Origin of the sequence: Agrococcus sp. SCSIO52902, from assembly GCF_022983135.1 — a bacterium.
GTDB classification, from domain to species: Bacteria; Actinomycetota; Actinomycetes; order Actinomycetales; family Microbacteriaceae; genus Agrococcus; species Agrococcus sediminis.
Genome location: NZ_CP095269.1, coordinates 139,839 through 157,141, shown reverse-complemented (window position 1 = coordinate 157,141; position 17,303 = coordinate 139,839). Strand labels below are relative to the sequence as shown.

17 protein-coding genes and 1 riboswitch are annotated in these 17,303 nt (G+C 74.7%); of the genes, 8 read left to right on the top strand and 9 right to left on the bottom strand.

Translation table 11 applies throughout. From position 1 onward, the window contains the following. Positions 1-3: 3 nt before the first annotated feature. From MU522_RS00765 to MU522_RS00745, 5 genes are read right to left on the bottom strand one after another with little or no spacing between them, the layout of a single operon-like run. The gene (locus MU522_RS00765) at positions 4-663 is read right to left on the bottom strand and encodes a DsbA family oxidoreductase (protein ID WP_246991776.1); all 660 of its coding nucleotides are present in this window, start codon (positions 661-663) and stop codon (positions 4-6) included. Positions 664-712: 49 nt separating this feature from the next. After that, the gene (locus tag MU522_RS00760) at positions 713-1,204 is read right to left on the bottom strand and encodes a GyrI-like domain-containing protein (RefSeq protein WP_246991774.1); all 492 of its coding nucleotides are present in this window, start codon (positions 1,202-1,204) and stop codon (positions 713-715) included. A gap of 58 nt (positions 1,205-1,262) precedes the next feature. Then, complete coding sequence (locus MU522_RS00755) at positions 1,263-1,718, bottom strand: hypothetical protein (RefSeq protein WP_246991772.1); 456 nt, start codon at positions 1,716-1,718, stop codon at positions 1,263-1,265. Next, entirely contained in the window at positions 1,715-2,368 is a 654-nt protein-coding gene (locus MU522_RS00750) for a CDP-alcohol phosphatidyltransferase family protein (protein ID WP_246991771.1), read from the bottom strand. The genes MU522_RS00755 and MU522_RS00750 overlap by 4 nt, the downstream gene beginning before the upstream one ends. Before the next feature lie 60 nt (positions 2,369-2,428). Next, positions 2,429-3,076 carry a TetR/AcrR family transcriptional regulator gene (locus MU522_RS00745; protein WP_246991769.1) on the bottom strand — a complete coding sequence of 216 codons (648 nt, stop codon included), beginning with the start codon at positions 3,074-3,076 and terminating at the stop codon, positions 2,429-2,431. Positions 3,077-3,149: 73 nt separating this feature from the next. Here MU522_RS00745 and MU522_RS00740 point away from each other — a divergent pair, with 73 nt between their 5' ends. Together MU522_RS00740 and MU522_RS00735 are read left to right on the top strand one after the other, a co-directional pair. Further along, on the top strand, positions 3,150-3,557 hold the full coding sequence (locus MU522_RS00740) for a VOC family protein (protein ID WP_128188882.1): 408 nt from the start codon (positions 3,150-3,152) through the stop codon (positions 3,555-3,557). A gap of 81 nt (positions 3,558-3,638) precedes the next feature. Continuing rightward, positions 3,639-5,222 carry an MDR family MFS transporter gene (locus MU522_RS00735; RefSeq protein ID WP_246991767.1) on the top strand — a complete coding sequence of 528 codons (1,584 nt, stop codon included), beginning with the start codon at positions 3,639-3,641 and terminating at the stop codon, positions 5,220-5,222. Here the strand turns inward: MU522_RS00735 and MU522_RS00730 are convergent. The 4 genes from MU522_RS00730 to MU522_RS00715 form a co-directional block, all read right to left on the bottom strand. Beyond that, entirely contained in the window at positions 5,170-5,679 is a 510-nt protein-coding gene (locus MU522_RS00730; protein ID WP_128188884.1) for a general stress protein, read from the bottom strand. The two genes, MU522_RS00735 and MU522_RS00730, sit on opposite strands and share 53 nt — an antisense overlap. 89 nt (positions 5,680-5,768) lie before the next feature. Beyond that, positions 5,769-6,929: an LOG family protein gene (locus tag MU522_RS00725; RefSeq protein WP_146356641.1), complete on the bottom strand. Its 1,161-nt coding sequence runs from the start codon at positions 6,927-6,929 to the stop codon at positions 5,769-5,771. Between the two features lie 10 nt (positions 6,930-6,939). Further along, positions 6,940-9,924, bottom strand: coding sequence for an AAA family ATPase (locus MU522_RS00720; protein WP_246991765.1), 2,985 nt, complete (start codon positions 9,922-9,924; stop codon positions 6,940-6,942). Beyond that, complete coding sequence (locus MU522_RS00715; protein ID WP_246991763.1) at positions 9,921-11,075, bottom strand: exonuclease SbcCD subunit D; 1,155 nt, start codon at positions 11,073-11,075, stop codon at positions 9,921-9,923. The genes MU522_RS00720 and MU522_RS00715 overlap by 4 nt, the downstream gene beginning before the upstream one ends. Positions 11,076-11,188: 113 nt before the next feature. On the opposite strand from MU522_RS00715, the gene MU522_RS00710 reads away from it, so the two are divergent. From MU522_RS00710 to mnhG, 6 genes are read left to right on the top strand one after another with little or no spacing between them, the layout of a single operon-like run. After that, positions 11,189-14,026, top strand: a complete 2,838-nt coding sequence (locus tag MU522_RS00710; RefSeq protein ID WP_246991761.1) for a Na+/H+ antiporter subunit A — start codon at positions 11,189-11,191, stop codon at positions 14,024-14,026. Then, the gene (locus MU522_RS00705; protein ID WP_246991759.1) at positions 14,023-14,466 is read left to right on the top strand and encodes a Na(+)/H(+) antiporter subunit C; all 444 of its coding nucleotides are present in this window, start codon (positions 14,023-14,025) and stop codon (positions 14,464-14,466) included. Before MU522_RS00710 ends, MU522_RS00705 begins: the two co-directional genes overlap by 4 nt. Continuing rightward, positions 14,466-15,974, top strand: coding sequence for a Na+/H+ antiporter subunit D (locus tag MU522_RS00700; protein WP_146356651.1), 1,509 nt, complete (start codon positions 14,466-14,468; stop codon positions 15,972-15,974). The genes MU522_RS00705 and MU522_RS00700 overlap by 1 nt, the downstream gene beginning before the upstream one ends. Then, positions 15,971-16,501 carry a Na+/H+ antiporter subunit E gene (locus MU522_RS00695; protein WP_146356653.1) on the top strand — a complete coding sequence of 177 codons (531 nt, stop codon included), beginning with the start codon at positions 15,971-15,973 and terminating at the stop codon, positions 16,499-16,501. Before MU522_RS00700 ends, MU522_RS00695 begins: the two co-directional genes overlap by 4 nt. Continuing rightward, on the top strand, positions 16,501-16,836 hold the full coding sequence (locus MU522_RS00690) for a monovalent cation/H+ antiporter complex subunit F (RefSeq protein WP_146356655.1): 336 nt from the start codon (positions 16,501-16,503) through the stop codon (positions 16,834-16,836). The genes MU522_RS00695 and MU522_RS00690 overlap by 1 nt, the downstream gene beginning before the upstream one ends. Further along, complete coding sequence (gene mnhG / locus MU522_RS00685; protein ID WP_246991757.1) at positions 16,833-17,183, top strand: monovalent cation/H(+) antiporter subunit G; 351 nt, start codon at positions 16,833-16,835, stop codon at positions 17,181-17,183. Before MU522_RS00690 ends, mnhG begins: the two co-directional genes overlap by 4 nt. A gap of 29 nt (positions 17,184-17,212) precedes the next feature. Continuing rightward, positions 17,213-17,299: riboswitch (glycine riboswitch) on the top strand. The last annotated feature ends 4 nt before the right edge of the window (positions 17,300-17,303 follow it).

Sequence of the window (17,303 nt, the reverse complement as noted above, 5' to 3'; positions counted from 1 at the left end):
CGCTCAGCGCTCGGCGGTCGCGCCCTCGAGCTCGAGCGCGCGAGCCTGCTCGAGCGCCTGCGTGAAGACCTGCACCGGCTGCGCGCCCGAGAGCCCGAGCCGCATGTCGAAGACGAAGAACGGCACGCCGTTCACGCCGAGCTCCCGCGCCTGCGCGATGTCGGCACGCACCGCGGGCAGGAAGCGCTCGTCGCCGAGCGCCTCGCGCACCTCGTGCTCGTCGAGGCCCGCCTCCGCGCCCAGCGCCGCGAGGGCGTCGACGTCGCCGATGTCGATGCCGCGCTCGAAGTGCGCCGAGAGCAGCGCCTCCTTCACGGCGTCGCCGCGCCCGTGCGCCTTCGCGAGGTGCAGCAGCTGGTGCGCGCGCAGGCTGTTGGCGACCACGAGCCGGTCGAAGTCGTAGCGCAGGCCCTCGCCGGCCGCCTGCCCGGCGACGTGCTCGATCATCTGACGCACCTGCTCGACGGGCATGCCCTTGCGGGTCGAGAGGTACTCGACCTCGGTGCCGTCGTAGCGCTCGGGGAGGCTCGGGTCGAGCTGGAACGAGTGCCACGTCACCTCCACCTCGTCGCGGTGCTCCCAGGCGGCGAGCGCCGTCTCGAACCTCCGCTTGCCGATGAAGCACCACGGGCACGCCACGTCTGACCAGATGTCGATCTGCATGCTGACGGCCAACGCGCGGCGGGCCGCCCGGATTCCGCATCCGTCCGGATCAGGATCCGGCGGGCTCCTGCAGCGGCCACGTGATCAGCGTGCGCATCGAGGCGGGGTCGACGTCGGGCCGCGGCTCCGTGAGGTACGTCTCCCACATCACCGGCCCGAGCGGCAGCCCCTGCTCCTCGGCCCAGGCCGCGAGCCGGTCGTACGACGCCCGCATCGTGCCGTAGGCGCCGGCATGCGTCAGCTGCACGGCGCGGCCGGCGGGCAGCCGCTCCGCCGCGACGCCCTCCTCGGCCGCGACGGCCGCGTCGGCCGCGTCGGCGGGGAAGCCGGCGCTCATCTCGATCGTGTCGGTCGGCGCCGACCAGTAGACGCCGACGGGCGCGCCGGTGGGGTGGATGTCCTGGCTCGCCATCACGCGCACGACCGTGCGGTAGGCGCGGTCGAAGAAGTCGGTGATGCCCGCCATCGGGACGGTCTCGCGGATCGCCGCGATCGTCGTCGGCTGCAGCGTCACGAGCCGGGGGTCGGTGCTCTCGGTCATGCGGCCAGCGTCGCACCGAAGCGGCGCGACGGCCAGGGCCGGATCGCGCGGCGCCCGCTCAGGCGGGCAGCTCGTCGATGAGCGCGTCGGCCTCGGGGTCGTCCCAGTCGTCGAGGTCGAAGTCGTCGTCATCGTCGTCGTCGTCCGCCGCTGCGGAGGTGTCGACGGCCGCGTCGCCGTCGCCGTCGGCGTCGTCGCCGAGCCACGCGTCGGCGGCGGCCTCGAGGTCGTCGTCCTCGTCGTCGTCGAGGTCGTCGTCGTCGCGGTCGGCGTCCTCGGCCAGCTCGTCGCGCAGCCACTGCGCGAGCTCGCCCTCGGCCTCCGCGTCGACCATCTCCTCGACGCTCTCCTCGTCGAGCGGCAGGATCGCCGCCACCCGGTCGCCGTCGCGGGCGACGAGCGTGTCGGGCTCGCCGTCCTCGCCCGGCACGCGCTCGACCGACTCGTGCCAGCCCGCCAGCAGGTCCTCGACCTGCGCCGCGAGCCGCTCGCGGTCCTCGTGCCACTCGGTCATCGCGCCTCCTCGGTGTCGTCCTGCGCGTGCGCGTCGCCCGCAGCGGGCCGCGCCAGTGCACCAGTCTGCACCCGTCGCAGGCGACGCGCCTGCAGGATGTAGTCGACGCACGCGATCACGTGCAGGCCGAGCCCGAGCAGCATGAGCGTCATCGCGATCGGCGTCACCCATGGCAGCACCGTGTGGCCGACCAGCAGCAGCACGACGGCCGTGAGCATGAGCGCGGTGCGCACCTTCCCGAGCCACGACACGTGGATGCTGCCGTCGCGCGCCGCGCGCCCGGCGAAGGCGACCGCGATGACGTCGACGCCCGCGATGACGGCGAGGATCCACCAGTCGACGGCGCCCGCGATCGCGAGCGACAGCGTCACGCCGATGATGCCGATGCGGTCGGCGACCGGGTCCATCACCTCGCCGACGCGCGACGTCTGGTCCATGGCGCGCGCGAGCACCCCGTCGATCCAGTCGGTCGACGCCCAGAGCGCCAGCAGCACGACCGGCAGCCACGACCCATCCGCACCCGCGACGATCAGCCAGCAGACGGGGGCCAGCAGGAGCAGCCGCGCGAGCGTGATGACGTTCGGCAGCGTGAGGACCCGCGTGAAGTACGGGTCGTCCGGGTCGCGCTCACGTGCCGGGGCGGGGGCCATGCCCTCTTGATAGCACAGCGCGCGGGCGCAGTCAGGAGGCGGCGGGGGAGCCGGCTCCGCTCACGCCGGCCCCGGCTCCGGCGCCGTGGCCGAGAGGCCGAGCCGCACCATCTCGACGATCCGCCACGACAGCGCCTCGCGCGTGCGCTCGTCGAGCGAGCGCAGCGGGCCCTCCACGGTCAGCGTCGCGAAGCCGTGCACGGCCGACCACGCGAGCGCCTCGGCGCCGGGCCGCTGCTCGCGGGGCAGCTCGCCGACGGCCTCGAGCGCATCGAGCGCGCGCTCGAGCTGCTCGTAGGGCGTGCGCCCGCTCGCGCCGCGCGCCGCCTCGTCGTGCGCCGCCTCGAGGTCGCCGTGCGCGCGGAAGGCGAGGCGGAAGAGCCCGGGCTCCCGCCACGCGAACCGCACGTACCCGAGCCCGACCGCGGCGATCGCGCCGTCGGCCCACGCGGTCGCGTCGCCGGTCGGCACGCGCGCGAGCTCGTCCTCCATCGCATCCGCGACCATCGCGAGCGAGCGGCGCGCGATCGCGCCGATGAGCTGCTCGTGGCTCGCGAAGTGCCGGTACACCGCCGAGGGCGCGACGCCCACGGTGCGCGCGAGCTCCCGCAGGCTCACCGCCTCCGGGCCGCCCGCGCGCGCGGCATCGAGGCCCGCGTCGAGGAGGGCGCGGCGCAGGTCGCCGTGGAAGTAGCCGGATCGTGCCACCCCTTGACGCTACCCGGCCGCCGGGCCTAATGTGAACGCCGTTCACACGATGGGCGAGGTGTCAGGAGCGACCATGGCGGTCCGGATGGTGTTCCCCAACTACGCGGTCGAGGAGATCGCGCGGTCGACGGCGTTCTACGAGGCGCTCGGCTTCACGCGCAACCCCGACTTCAGCGACGAGACGACGAGCTGCATGACGGTCAGCGACGAGGTCGCGATCATGCTGCTCGAGCGCGACCGCTTCGACGGGTTCCTCGTCGGCGACCAGCAGCGCGCCCCGCGCGGCTCCCTCGAGAACCTGCTCGCGATGCTGCTCGGCAGCCGCGAGGAGGTCGACGCGTTCGGCGCCGCCGGCGCGGCGGCGGGCGGTACGCTCTCCAAGCCGGTCGAGGAGAACGAGTGGGGCATGTACGGCGGCCAGCTCACGGATCCCGACGGCCACATCATCGACTTCTTCCACATGGAGGGCCCACCGGCCTGACCGGCCCTCCGACTTCCCACGCAGCGACGCGAACCCCGCGGGAATGCTCCGGCCGGGTTCGCGTTGCCATGACGGAGCACCATGCAGACCCACACCGAACCCGCCGGCAGCAGCGACACGCGCCCGGCACGCGCCGCATCCGATCGCCTCGCCCCCGGCGGGGCGATCATCATCGCCACCCTCCTCGTCTCGGCCTTCGTCGTGATCCTCAACGAGACGGCGATGAACGTCGCCATCTCGGCCCTCGTCGAGGATCCCCAGCTCGGCATCGACGAGCGCGCCGCGCAGTGGCTCACCACCGCGTTCATGCTCACGATGGCCGTCGTCATCCCCACGACCGGCTGGCTCATGGCCCGCTTCTCGACCCGCACGCTCTACATCGCGGCGATGGGCTCGTTCGTGCTCGGCACGCTCATCGCCGGCATCGCGCCGTCGTTCGCGCTGCTGCTGCTCGGCCGCGTCGTGCAGGCCTCCGGCACCGCGATCGTCTTCCCGCTCCTCATGACCACCGTGATGCAGCTCGTGCCGCCCGCCCGCCGCGGCGCGTTCATGGGCACCATCTCGCTCGTCATGTCGGTCGCGCCCGCGCTCGGCCCGACGCTCTCAGGCGCGATCCTGCAGATCGCCTCGTGGCGCTGGATCTTCCTCGGCGTCGCGCCGCTCGCCGTCGTCATGCTGCTCGTCGGCTGGCGCACCCTGCGCCGCGGCGACGCGCAGACGCCCCCGCGCCTCGACGTGCTCTCCATCCCGCTCGCGGCGCTGGGCTTCGGCGGCCTCGTCTACGGGCTCTCGCTCATGGGCGCGGAGGGCCTGCCTGCCTGGCAGCTGCCGGTGGCGCTCGGCGTCGGGGTCGTCGGCCTCGTGGCGTTCGTGCTCCGCCAGGTGCGCCTGCAGCGCAGCGACGCGGCCCTGCTCGACCTGCGCACGTTCCGCCACCCGCTCTTCACCGCATCCGTCGTCGTCATGATGATCGCGATGGCGGCGATGTTCGGCACGCTCATCCTGCTGCCGCTCATCCTGCAGGACGCGCTCGGGCTCGAGCCGCTGCAGGTCGGCCTCATCACGCTGCCGGGCGCGCTGCTCACGGGCCTGCTCGGCCCCGTCGTGGGCAACCTCTACGACCGGTGGGGGCCGCGCCCGCTCGTGATCCCCGGCGCGCTCGTCGTGCTCACCGCGCTCGTGCTCTACTCGCAGCTGCAGGTGACGACGCCGTGGTGGGTCGTGCTGCTCATGCAGATGGTGCTGAGCCTCGGCTTCGCGTTCACGTTCCCGCCGCTATTCACCGTGTCGCTCGGCTCGCTGCCGCACCACCTGTACGGGCACGGCTCGGCGGTGGTCGGCACCGTGCAGCAGGTCGCGGGCGCCGCGGGCACGGCCGCGTTCGTGACGATCATGGCGACCCGGCAGGCGCAGCTCGTCGCCGAGGGCGTCGCGCGCGGCGACGCGCTGCTCGAGGGCGCGCGCATCGCGTTCACGGGCGCCGCGGCGCTGTGGGTGTTGGGCGTGATCGCCACGCTCTGGCTGCGGAAGCCCGCCGACGCGGTGCCCGCCGAGCCCGACCACCGCGACCCGGCGACGGGTCCGCTGCCCGCGGGGCCCGAGCCTGCGGCGGCTACGCCTGCGGAGCCGGCGGCGCGGTCGGTGCCTGCGGAGCCCGCCCCATGACGCGCACCGCCTCGGCGGCGTGCTCGTTCGTGACCTGCACCCCGTAGCGCTCGGCCTGCAGGCCGCGGATGCTCGTGAAGTCGCGCTTGCCGCCGGTCATGGCGTGCTGCACGACGGCCGCGATCATGCCGAACGCGGCGCCCATGAGCACGGCCCAGATCACCCACGCCCACGAGTCGGCGATGATCAGGCCGAAGAGCAGGCCGATGAAGAGGCCGAACCAGGCGCCGCCGAGCGCGCCCGAGAGCGCGGCGCGGCCGTAGGTCATGCGGCCGAGCACCTGCTCGACCGTGGTGAGCCCGGTGCCGACGATGCGCACGTGCTGCACGGGGAACTGCGCGTCGCTCAAGCGGTCGACGAGGGCCTGCGCCTCCTCGTACGTGTCGAACTCGGCGATCGTGGTCGACGGCGGCGTCGGCTCGGTGCGGCCCCGCAGCGGGTCCTGGATGTCGGTCATGATGCCTCCTCGCGGCCACTCCGGGCCTCTCCGTGCATCCTCGCACCCGTTGCTGAGTGCGCGCCCGGAGCGATTCGGGCGGCTGGGGCCTACCGCCGGTCCTCGGGTGCCGGGCGGTGCATGGCCGCCGACCCCGGGGCCGGATCGAACGCCGCGATCGCGGCCACGGCATCCGCCACGTCGTCGACGAGCGCGATGCCGGCCTCGCCCGGCTTGCCGCGCATGACCGCCTGCAGCAGCGGCCAGGCGGGCAGCTGCTCGGTCCAGTAGCGCTCGCCCAGCAGCACGAGCGGCGCCCACGCGCCCTCCTCGGCGTAGGAGTTCTCGCACGCGTCCTGGAAGATCTCCTGCACCGTGCCGCCGCTGCCGGGCAGCACCACGATGCCGGCGTTCGCGACGCGCAGCAGGATGTCCTCGCGCACGGAGTTCTGGAAGTACTTCGCGATGGAGGTGGCGAACGAGTTGGGCGGCTCGTGGCCGTAGTGCCAGGTCGGGATGCCGAGCGAGACGCCGTCGCCGACGCGCTCGGCCACGCGACGGGCGGAGGCGATCCACTCGGGGATGGAGCCGTGGAACGACGGCACGGCCGCGAGCTCGTCGATCGCCTCGTCGAGCTCGGCGGGCGAGAGGGCGACCGCGCGGGCGCCGAGGTTGCCGGCCTCCATCGCACCCGGCCCGCCACCGGTGGCGACGATGCGGCCGGCGCGGGCGAGCCCGTGCGCGAGGTGCGCGGCCTGCCGGTAGGCCTCGGAGTCGCGCGCCAGGGCGTGGCCGCCCATGATGCCGACGATCGCCCTGCCCTGCACCCACTCTGTGAGCGCGTCGTCGATGGAGTGGTCGTGGAGCGCCGCGGCGAGGGTGTGCGCGATGTCGTGGTGGCGCGTGCGCGACCACGCGTAGACGCGGGCGTCGAAGCTCTCGGCGTAGCCGTGCTCAAGGCCGTCGACGAGGTCGTCGGGGGAGTAGAGCGTCGACCGGTAGGCGTTGAACGGCACCTCGGGCACGTCGTCGAAGACGAGCGCCCCCTGCCCGGTGAGGCGCTCCTGCGCGCCCTCGGGGAGGTCGGAGCCGAGCACGAGCGCGCCGTAGCCGTCGAGCCGCGCGAGCACGTCGCCGCGCTCGCGCAGGTCGACGTCCTGGATGCGCCAGCCGTACATGCTGTGCGCCCGGGCGGCGAAGCGGTCGAACGCCTCGAGGGTGCCGATGTCGAGCAGTCGGCCGTGCTGCGGTCGCTCGTCGGAGTCGTGCATGCCGGGGAGCCTACCGAGCGGGCTCCGCGATGCCCTGAGCGCTCGGCGGCGACACCTCGATGCGGCTGCCGCCGCCGGGCAGCGGCACCACTCGGATGCGCGACGGGATGCGCTCCTGCATCTGCTGCACGTGGCTGATGACGCCCACGGTGCGACCGCCCGCGCGCAGCTCGTCGAGGGTCGCCATCGCCGCCTCGAGCGTGTCCTGGTCGAGCGACCCGAAGCCCTCGTCGACGAAGAGGGTCTCGAGCGACACCCCGCCGGCTTCCGCCTGCACGACGTCGGCGAGGCCGAGCGCGAGGGAGAGCGAGGCGAGGAAGGTCTCGCCGCCGGAGAGCGACCGGGTGGGGCGGGCGAGGCCCGTGTGCGCGTCGAGCACCGCGATGCCGAGCCCGCTCGCGCGGCCGTGCGAGGCGCGCGCCTCGTCGAGCACGAGCGTGAACCGGCCGTCCGTCATCGCCGCGAGGCGCAGGTTCGCCGCGTCGATGATGGTCGCGAGGCGCGTCGCGAGCACGTAGGTCTCGATGTCCTGCGCGCGCTCGTTCCTGCCGTCGAGGGCACGGGCGAGCCCGCGCACGGCGTCGGCGTGTTCGGCACCCTCGGCGAGGGAGCGGATGGCTTCCCTCGCGGCGGCGAGGTCGGCGGCGGCGAGGTCGCGGGTCGTCTCGGCGGCCGCTGCCGCCCGGTTCGCGCGCGCGGCGACCGCGCTCGCCTCACCGAGCGCCGCCTCGAGCGGCTCGAGCTCCGGCGGCTCGCCGAGGCCGTCGAGGTCGGGCTGCGCGAGCACGCCGCGCGCGCTCGCGACGGCCGCGTCGTGGGTCGTGATGCGCGCGAGCAGCGCCTTCCTCGCGGCGGGCTCGAGCCGCATCCCGGCCGTCGCCTCGCGATCGGGCAGCGCGTGCTCGGCGAGCGCCGCTGCCCCCGCGCTCGCGGCCGCGTGCTGCTCGGCGCGGGCCGCGCCGGCGTGCGCGTCGGCGTCGAGCCAGCGGCGCAGCGCATCGCGCCGACCGGTCGCGGCGGCGAGCAGCGCGCGGGCGTCGGGATGCTCTCCGAGCTCCTCCGCGAGTCGGTCGCGCGCGTCGTCCCGTCGGGCGCACGCGGTCGCCGCCTCGGCGGCGCTCGCGGCAGCAGCCAGCTCGACCTCGGCGACCTCGGCGTCGAGGCGCTCGGCGGCCGCATCGTGCTCGGCGAGCTGCCGCTCGGCCTCGTCGCGCTCGAGCGCGGCGTCGGCGGCGACGCGCACCGCGGCCCGCGCCTCCTCGAGCGCGCGCTCGAGCGACGCCCGATCGTCGTCCCCCGCGCGGGCCTCGGCGGCCGCGAGCCGCTGCTCGAGCGCGGCGAGCGCCTCGTGCGCCGCGCTCGCGCCGGCGAGCGCGCGCTGGCTCCGCTCGATCGCGGCGGCGACGTCGTCGGCCGTGACCGCCTCGCTCGCCGGCGCGTGCGGCGCGGGGTGCTCGGTCGAGCCGCACACGGGGCACGGCGCGCCGTCTGCGAGCTCGCTCGCGAGCTCGCCCGCCATGCCGTCGATGCGCGCGGCCTGCAGCCGGTGCAGCTCGTCGGCCGCGGTGTGCTGCGCTGCGGCGCTCCGCACCGCCTCCGCCCGAGCGGCGGCGAGCGGCTCGGCGAGCGCGTCGGCGGCGTCGCGCGCCTCGAGCCGCTCGAGGGCGGCGTCGACCTGCCGGGCTGCCGCGTCGGCGCCCGCGGCGAGGGCGGTCGCGGCCTCGCGCGCGTCGCTCAGCAGCCGGCGCGCGGCCGGCGCGTCGGCGCGGCGCCGCTTCGCCGCGTCGACCGCCGCCTGTGCCTGCGCAGCCGCTTCCTCGGCCGCCGTCGCCTGGCGGTCGAGCCCCGGCAGCGACGCCTCGAGCGCTCGCGTCTCGGTCGCGCGGGACGCGACGCGCACCGCGGCCTCGTGCTCGGCCTCGACGATCGGGCGCTCGCCCGCGACGCCGGCGGGGAGCGCGGCGGTCGCTGCATCGAGCTCGGCGATCGAGCGCTCGACGCCGGCGTCGGCGCGCGCCCAGCGGTCGAGCTCCGCGGCGACCCCGGCGGCGCGATCGGCGTCGGCGAGCCGCTCGCGGTCGTCGTCGATCGCCGCGGCGGCCTCGGCGAGCCCGGCGAGCGCCGTCAGCGCCGAGTCGCGCCGTGCGATGCGCTCGAGGAGCGCCTTCGCCTCGTCGCGCGCCGCCCGCGCCTCGCGCTCGGCCGCTCCGGCGCCCGCCGCGACCTCGGCCGACTGCGCGACGCGCTCGTCGATCGCCGCCTCGAGCGCGGCGAGCGCCGCCTGGTCGGCGCCGTCGGGCAGCGCCTCCTCGTCGTCGGCCAGCAGCGACGCAGCCGCGTCGCGCACGCGGGCGGCGCGCTCGTCGCGCTCGCGCTCGAGCGCCTCGCGCTCGGCCGTGATCGCCTTCGCGTCGGCCACGAGCAGCTCGCGGAGCCGACGCATGCTGCCGGTGCCGAAGAGCCGCTCGAGCAGCGCCTTGCGCTCGTCGCTCGAGGCCGCGAGGAACTCGGCGAACCCGCCCTGCGCGAGCAGGATGACCTTGAGGAACTCGTCCTTGCGCAGGCCCAGGCTCCGCACGACCTCGGCGCTCGCGTCGTCGACGCTCGTCGCGAGGGTGCGCCAGCCGTCGCCGTCGCGCTCCCACAGCGTCGCCGTCGCCCGCTCCTTCGTGAGCCCCGTGCCCCGCAGCTTGGGCCGCTCGTACTCGGGCGTGCGACGCACTCGCAGGATGCGGTCGCCGACCGCGACCTCGAGCTCGACCCAGGTGAGGTCGGCGGGGCCGGCGAGGTCGCTCCGCAGGTGCGCGGCGCCCTTCGCGTAGCGCGGGGCGCCGCCGTAGAGCGCGTACGTGATGGCGTCGAGGATCGTCGACTTGCCCGCGCCCGTCGGGCCCGCGATGAGGTAGAGGCCGTCGGCGTCGAACGACGCGAAGTCGATCTCGAACCGGTCGCGGTACGGGCCGAACCCGGCGAGCTCCAGCCGCAGGAGCCTCACTGCGCGGACTCCGCGGCGACCGCGCGCGCGAGGCCGTCGCGCACGAGCTCGGCCTCGGCGTCGGTCGCGCCCGCCCCGGCGCGCACGTGCTCGAGGAAGTCGCCGACGACCTCCGCCTCGGAGCGGCGCGCGAGCCGCGCGCGCACCTCGATCGCGGGCAGGTCGTCGCCGCCGAGCCACTGGACCTCGGCCGCGTGCGGCCAGCGGGCGCGGAGGCGGCGCATCGCGTCCATCGGCCGCACGCGATCGGTGAGCCGGGCCCGGATCCAGTGCTCCTCGGTGCCCTCGAGGCGCGCATCCGAGAGCAGCGCGTCGAGCTCGCCCTCGATCGTCGTGAGCTGCCGCGGCACCGGCAGGTCGACCCACTCGACCTCGGCGAGGCCGTCGGCGTCGAGGTCGACGAGCCAGCCGCCGCGCAGCGGCGAGCGCTCCTTGAAGGAGTAGTGGAGCGGGGCGCCGGAGTAGCGCACCGAGCGGGAGAGCTCCTGCCGCGAGTGCAGGTGGCCGAGCGCGACGTAGTCGACGCCCTCGAAGCGCGAGGCGGGCACGACGTCGAGGCCGCCCGCGGTGATGTCGCGCGGGGCGTCGTCCTCCGGCTCGGCGACGCCCGCGGCGAAGCAGTGGGCGAGCACGACCGAGCGCGCGGGCGACTCGGCGAGCGACGCGCGCACGGCCGCCATCGCCCACGCGATCGCGTCGTCCTGGCTCGCGATCCCGGCCTCGGGCAGCGACGAGCGCAGCGCCACCGGCTCGAGGTACGGCACCGCGAAGACGTGCACCGGCCCGTGCTCGTCGGCGAGCTCGACGCGCCACGACTCGGGGTCGAGCGCGAGGGTGCTCAGGTGCAGGCCGCCCGCTCGGGCGAAGCCGGCGTTGGCGCCCAGCCGCGCGGCGGAGTCGTGGTTGCCGCTCGCGAGCACGATCTCGGCCCCCGCGGCGCGGATCTCGCCGAGCGCGCGCGTCAGCGCCTCGACGTGCCGGCCGGCGGGCATCGCCGAGTCGTAGACGTCGCCCGCGACGAGCACGGCGTCGACCCCGCGGTCGCGGACGATGCCCGCGATCGCGCCCAGCGCATCCGCGAGCGCGTCGAGCGTGTCGGCCCCGTGGAACGTGCGCCCGACGTGCCAGTCGGAGGTGTGGAGCAGCCGCATGCACCCACGCTACGTGCGGCCGCCGACGTCGCGTCGCACAGGCGCGCGCCGATAGGCTGGATCCAAGCCCCTGCCCGCGCGCTCGAGAGGGACTGCACCACGTGCTGCTCACTGTGACGACACTCGCCGTTCTCGGCGTCGTCGCGAGCGCCCTCAGCAGCCGCATGGGCCGCTGGGTGTTCCTGCTGCCCGCCGCCGCGAGCGTCGCCGCCGCCGTCTGGTTCGGCCTGCAGGGCCCGGCCGTCGCGGCCGGTGCGGTGCTGCAGGAGCGGGTGGAGTGGATGCCCTCGCTCGGCATCGCGATCGACCTGCGGCTCGGCGCGCTCCAGTGGCTGCTCGCGATGGTCGTGCTCGGCGTCGGCGGCCTCATCTTCGTCTACTGCGCGTGGTACTTCGAGTCGCGCACGCTCGCGGCGCGCACCGTGGGCCTGCTCACCGGCTTCGCCGCCTCGATGCTGCTCCTCGTGCTCGCCGACGACCTCATCGTGCTGACGATCGGGTGGGAGCTCACGACGATCTTCAGCTACCTGCTCGTCGGCCTCAACCACCGCTCGTCGAGCAACCGCCGGGCCGCGCAGACGGCGCTCATCGTCACGACCGTCGGCGGCCTCACGATGCTCACGGGCATCATGCTGCTCGAGGCGGAGACCGGCACGTTCTCGCTCGCGGCGACCCTCGCCGACCCGCCGCGCACCGCCGCCGCGGCGTGGGCGGCCGCGCTCATGCTCGTCGGCGCGCTGTCGAAGTCGGCGATCGTGCCCTTCCAGTACTGGCTGCCGGGCGCGATGGCGGCGCCCACCCCCGTGTCGGCGTTCCTCCACGCCGCGGCGATGGTCAAGGCGGGCATCTTCCTCATCGCGGCGCTCACCCCCGCGTTCGTCGAGCTGCCCTGGTGGCGCTGGGGGCTCGTGACGCTCGGCATCGCGACGATGCTGCTCGGGGCGGTGCGGGCGATGCGGCAGCTCGACATCAAGGTGCTGCTCGCGCACGGCACTGTCAGCCAGCTCGGCCTGCTCGTGACCGTGCTCGGCATCGGCACGCAGGCGTCGATGCAGGCGGGCCTCGCGCTGCTCGCCGCCCACGCCGTCTTCAAGGCGGCGCTGTTCATGGTCGTCGGCGTCGTCGACCGCGGCACCGGCACGCGCGACCTGCGCGAGCTCGGCGGGCTGGGGAGGCGGATGCCCGTGGCGGCCGGGGCCGCGATCCTCGCGGCTGCGTCGATGGCAGGCATCCCGCCGATGATCGGCTTCCTCGGCAAGGAGGCCGCGCTCGACGCCGCGCTCGCCGACGCCGAGGGCTCCCTCGTCGCGATCGGCTGGGTCGCCTTCGTCGGCATCGCGGCCGGTGCGGCGCTCACCGTCGCCTACTCGCTGCGCCTCATCGTCGGCGTCTTCTTCGGCCGCCCCGGCGCCGAGGTCGCGAAGCGCTCGCCGATGCTCGTCGCGGCGCCCGTGGCGCTCGCGCTCCTGGGGCTCGCGCTCGGCTTCGCCGGCGACGCGATCTCCGCGGCGCTGCTGCCGCACGCCGCGACGGTGCCCGCGGGGGAGGATGCACCCCATCTCGCGCTCTGGCACGGCCTCACCCCGGCGCTCGGCGCGTCGGCGCTCGCGTGGCTCGCGGGCGCCGGGCTGCACGTCGCGCTCGGCGGCCGGCGCCGCGCGCCCCACGGCCAGGACCCGTTCGAGCGCGGCTACCACGCGAGCATGCGCGGGCTCGACCGCCTCGCGGTCGAGGTCACCGGCCGCCTGCAGTCGGGCTCGCTGCCGCTGCACCTGACGACCATCCTGCTCGTCGTCGTCGCGGGTCCCGGCGTCGCGCTGCTGCTCGCGGGCGCCCTCACCGCCGACCTGCGCGCCTACGACACGCTCGGGCAGGTCGGCACCGCGATCGTGATCGTCGTCGCCGCCGTCTTCGCCACCACGACACGCGGGCGCCTCAAGGCCTTCATGCTGCTGTCGGTCGTCGGCTACGGCGTCGCGTTCATGTTCCTCCTGCACGGCGCGCCCGACCTCGCGCTCACGCAGGCGCTCAGCGAGACGGTGTTCCTCGTCATCCTGGTGCTGGTCCTCCGGCGCCTGCCGAAGTACTTCACCGACCGGCCGCTGCGCGCCGCCCGCTACCTGCGGGCGCTGCTCGGCATCGCGGTCGGCACGTTCGCGGCGCTCGCGGCGCTCGCGGCCCTGCAGGCGCGCACGGCGACGCCCAGCTCCGCCGCGTTCTACGAGTGGGCGTACGACTTCGGGCACGGCTCCAACATCGTCAACGTCACGCTCGTCGACATCCGCGCGTGGGACACGCTCGGCGAGGTGTCGGTGCTGCTGGCCGCCGCGACGGGCGTCGCGAGCCTCATCTTCGTGCGGCGCCCGGTCGCGGGCGGCTCGGGCGTGCTGCGGCAGCCGTCGAAGGCGTCGCGCAGCCGCGGCTTCCTCGCGGGCTCCTTCGGCGACGCGTCCATGGACTCGCCGGTGCTCGAGATGATCACGCGCCTGCTGTTCCCGATCATGATGCTCGTCTCCATCTACCTGCTGGCGGTGGGCCACAACGAGCCCGGCGGCGGCTTCGCGGGCGGGCTCGTCGCGGGCATCGCGCTCGCGGTGCGCTACCTCGCCGGCGGACGCGAGGAGCTCACCGAGGCTGTGCCGTTCGACGCGGGCAAGCTGCTCGGCGGCGGCATGGCGGTCGTGATCGCGAGCGTGGTCTGGCCCATCCTCATCGGCGGCCGGATCGGCGAGTCGTACGCGATCGAGGCGACGCTGCCGCTGCTCGGCGACCAGAAGCTCGTCACGACGCTCTTCTTCGACATCGGCGTGTGGCTCATCGTGATCGGCGCGATGCTCGACTTCGTCCGCTCCCTCGGCGCCGGCATCGACCTGCACGGCGAGCAGGACCTCGCGCCCCGCCCAGCCTGGCGCTCCGACCGCTCCCTGCCCGGCCGGGAGGTCGCACGATGACCCCCACGCTCATCCTCGCCGTCGCGGGCGGCGCGCTCATCGCCGCGGGCGTCTACCTGCTGCTCGAGCGCAGCCTCATGCGCATCCTCGCCGGCCTCATGCTCGCCTCCAACGGCGTCAACCTGCTCTTCCTCGTGGCCGCGGGCCCCGCGGGCCTCGCCCCGATCGTCGGCCAGGACCCGGAGCAGATCGCCGACCCGCTGCCCCAGGCGATGGTGCTCACGGCGATCGTGATCACGCTCGCGGCGAGCGCGCTGCTGCTCGCGATGTCGTACCGCTCGTTCCAGCTCGAGGGCCACGACGAGGTCGCCGACGACGTCGAGGACGCCATCGTGCGCCGCCGCGCCGAGGCCGACCTCTCGAGCGAGGCCTACGCCGAGCTCACGCCCGAGGCGCAGCCCGACACCGAGTCCGGCGGCCGGGCGGGGGACGCGCGCTGATGGATCTCGCGAACCTCGTCCCCATCCCCGTGCTGCTGCCGCTGCTCGCGGCCGGCATCACGCTGACGCTCGCGCGGCGGCCCGCGCTGCAGCGCATCGTCTCGGGCACGACGCTCGGCCTCGTCGCGGTGCTCGCGCTCATCCTGTGCCTCGGGGCGGATGCGCAGGGGCCGATCGTGCTGTGGGTCGGGGCCTGGCCGGAAGGGCTCGGCATCGTGCTCGTCGCCGACCGGCTGTCGTCGCTGCTCGTGCTCGTGTCGAGCATCGTCACCGCGATCGTCGTGATCTTCCCGTCCCGCCGCGACATCGCCGACAGCGCCGACGGGGCGCCGGTCTCGGTCTTCCACCCGACCTTCCTCGTGCTCACGGCGGGCGTCTCGCACGCGTTCCTGGCCGGCGACCTGTTCAACCTCTTCGTCGGCTTCGAGATGCTGCTGTTCTCCTCGTACGTGCTGATCATGCTCGGCGCGACGAAGGAGCGCGTGCGCGCAGGGTCGACGTACGTGACGGTGAGCCTGCTGTCGTCGACGCTCTTCCTGCTGGCGATCGCGATCGTCTACGCGGCCACCGGCACCGTGTCGTTCGCGCAGCTGCCCGAGCGGCTCGCGGCCCTCGACCCGGGCCTGCAGCTCGTCATCCAGCTGCTGCTGCTCGTCGTCTTCGGCATCAAGGCCGCCATCTTCCCGCTGCAGTCGTGGCTGCCCGACTCCTACCCGACGGCACCCGCGAGCGTCACCGCGGTCTTCGCGGGCCTGCTCACCAAGGTCGGCGTCTTCGCGATCATCCGGCTGCAGACGCTGCTGTTCCCGCACAGCCCGCTCACCGAGCTGCTGCTCGCGGTCGCCATCCTCACGCTCGTGCTCGGCATCCTCGGCGCGCTCGCGCAGGGCGAGATCAAGCGACTGCTGTCGTTCACGCTCGTGAGCCACATCGGGTACATGCTGCTGGGCGTCGCGCTCGGCACCGAGGCGGGGCTCGCAGGCGCGATCTTCTACATCGTGCACCACATCCTCGTGCAGACGGCGCTCTTCATCGTCGTCGGGCTCATCGAGCGCGTGGGCGGCTCGACGAGCCTCGCTCGCCTCGGCGGGCTCGCCTCGGTGCCGCTGCTCGCGGCGCTCTACCTGATCCCGGCGCTGAACCTGGGCGGCATCCCGCCGTTCTCCGGCTTCCTCGGCAAGGTGGCGCTCATGGATGCGGCGCTCGAGGTGCCGACGCCGCTCGCGGTCGCGGCCGTGGTCGCGGGCGTCGCGACGAGCCTGCTCACGCTGCTGGCGGTCGTGCGGGTGTGGCAGCGCGCGTTCTGGCAGGACCGCGGCGAGGACGACGACCGCGTGCACTCGCTGCGCGTGCTCCCGCGCGTGTGGGTCTTCGCGTCGACGGCGCTCGTGCTCATCACCGTCTCGCTCACCGCGCTCGCCGGGCCGCTCACCGACTACGCGCAGCGCGCGTCGGTCGACATCCGCGGGGGCGCCTACCAGCTCGCGGTCGAGGAGGCGACACCATGAGCCGCCCGGAGCTGCGCACCCGCGTCTCGGTCTTCGCGACGATCGGCCTCGCCCTCATCTGGATGCTGCTGTGGGGCGACCTGTCGCTCGGCGCGGCGCTCTGGGGGGTCGCGATCGCGCTCCTGATCCAGGTGCTGTTCCCGCTGCCCGACGTGCCGGAGCTCGAGTCGTTCCGCCCGCTCGGCTTCCTGCGGCTCGTGGTCGTGACGATGTGGGGCCTGCTCGTCTCCTCGTTCCAGGTGGCCGCGAAGGTGCTGGCGTTCTGGCGGCCCACCCGCAACGCGATCATCCTGGTGCGCCTGCGCAGCGACTCCGAGTTCATCACCGCCATCACCGCGGAGCTCGTGACGCTCGTGCCCGGCTCGGTCGCGATCGACGCGCGCGACGGCGAGCTGCTCGTGCACGTGTTCGACGCGGGCTCCGAGGCGGCGATCGCGCACGCGCGCGAGCGCGTGCGCTCGACCGAGGCGACCGTGCTGCTCGCCTTCGGCACCCCCGAGGACCGCGCGCTGCTGGAGGAGGACTGATGGATGCCGTGCTCATCGTCGCGGGGCTCATGCTGTTCGCGGCCGCGGTGCTCACGCTCGTGCGGATCGTGCGCGGGCCGGGGCCGAGCGACCGGGTCGTCGCGACCGACGTGCTCATCGCCGTGGTCGCGGGCGCGCTCGTCGTCGAGGCCGCGATCAACCGCCATCCGCACACGATCGCCGTGATCCTGGTGCTGTCGCTGCTCGCCTTCGCGGGCACGGTGTCGATGGCGCGGTTCGTCGCCGGCAGGGAGGGCGTCGTCGGCACCGGTCCGGCCTCGGCGAGCGGGCTCGAGGGCGATGCGCCGAAGGACGAGGACGGGGGCCCGCGATGAGCTGGGAGCCCGTGCTCGACGTCGTCGGCGGCGTGCTGATCCTGCTCGGCGCGGCGCTCGCGCTCACTGCCGCGATCGGGCTCGTGCGGCTGCCCGACGTGCTCAACCGGATGCACGCGGCGTCGAAGCCGCAGACGCTCGGGTTCCTGCTGCTGTGCGTCGGGCTGTCGCTCATCCTGCGCGACGGCGCCGCCTCGGCGCTCCTCGCCCTCGCGTGCGGCCTGCAGCTGGTGACCGCGCCGGTCGCGACGCAGATGATGGGCAGGGCGGCGTACCGCACGGGGCAGTTCCGCCGCGACCTGCTGGTGGAGGACGCGGGTCGCGGCCGCGACGACGAGACCCGGTAGGATCGCACCGACAGCACAGCCGGCCGCTGCACGCCCGTGCGGGAGAGCCCCTCCGGGGGCACCGAAGGAGCAAGCCTCCCCGCCAAACTCTCAGGTCCTCGAACCGCACGGGAAGGCCAC

What these genes read in the sequence shown, in the direction of transcription:
- MU522_RS00730 (WP_128188884.1), bottom strand. Translation starts at nt 5,679, where the DNA reads ATGACCGACATCCAGGACCCGCTGCGGGGCCGCACCGAGCCGACGCCG.
- MU522_RS00715 (WP_246991763.1), bottom strand. Translation starts at nt 11,075, where the DNA reads ATGCGGCTGCTCCACACCTCCGACTGGCACGTCGGGCGCACGTTCCAC.
- MU522_RS00740 (WP_128188882.1), top strand. Translation starts at nt 3,150, where the DNA reads ATGGCGGTCCGGATGGTGTTCCCCAACTACGCGGTCGAGGAGATCGCG.
- MU522_RS00695 (WP_146356653.1), top strand. Translation starts at nt 15,971, where the DNA reads ATGAGCCGCCCGGAGCTGCGCACCCGCGTCTCGGTCTTCGCGACGATC.
- MU522_RS00700 (WP_146356651.1), top strand. Translation starts at nt 14,466, where the DNA reads ATGGATCTCGCGAACCTCGTCCCCATCCCCGTGCTGCTGCCGCTGCTC.
- MU522_RS00690 (WP_146356655.1), top strand. Translation starts at nt 16,501, where the DNA reads ATGGATGCCGTGCTCATCGTCGCGGGGCTCATGCTGTTCGCGGCCGCG.
- MU522_RS00705 (WP_246991759.1), top strand. Translation starts at nt 14,023, where the DNA reads ATGACCCCCACGCTCATCCTCGCCGTCGCGGGCGGCGCGCTCATCGCC.
- MU522_RS00765 (WP_246991776.1), bottom strand. Translation starts at nt 663, where the DNA reads ATGCAGATCGACATCTGGTCAGACGTGGCGTGCCCGTGGTGCTTCATC.
- MU522_RS00725 (WP_146356641.1), bottom strand. Translation starts at nt 6,929, where the DNA reads ATGCACGACTCCGACGAGCGACCGCAGCACGGCCGACTGCTCGACATC.
- MU522_RS00755 (WP_246991772.1), bottom strand. Translation starts at nt 1,718, where the DNA reads ATGACCGAGTGGCACGAGGACCGCGAGCGGCTCGCGGCGCAGGTCGAG.
- mnhG (WP_246991757.1), top strand. Translation starts at nt 16,833, where the DNA reads ATGAGCTGGGAGCCCGTGCTCGACGTCGTCGGCGGCGTGCTGATCCTG.
- MU522_RS00750 (WP_246991771.1), bottom strand. Translation starts at nt 2,368, where the DNA reads ATGGCCCCCGCCCCGGCACGTGAGCGCGACCCGGACGACCCGTACTTC.
- MU522_RS00735 (WP_246991767.1), top strand. Translation starts at nt 3,639, where the DNA reads ATGCAGACCCACACCGAACCCGCCGGCAGCAGCGACACGCGCCCGGCA.
- MU522_RS00760 (WP_246991774.1), bottom strand. Translation starts at nt 1,204, where the DNA reads ATGACCGAGAGCACCGACCCCCGGCTCGTGACGCTGCAGCCGACGACG.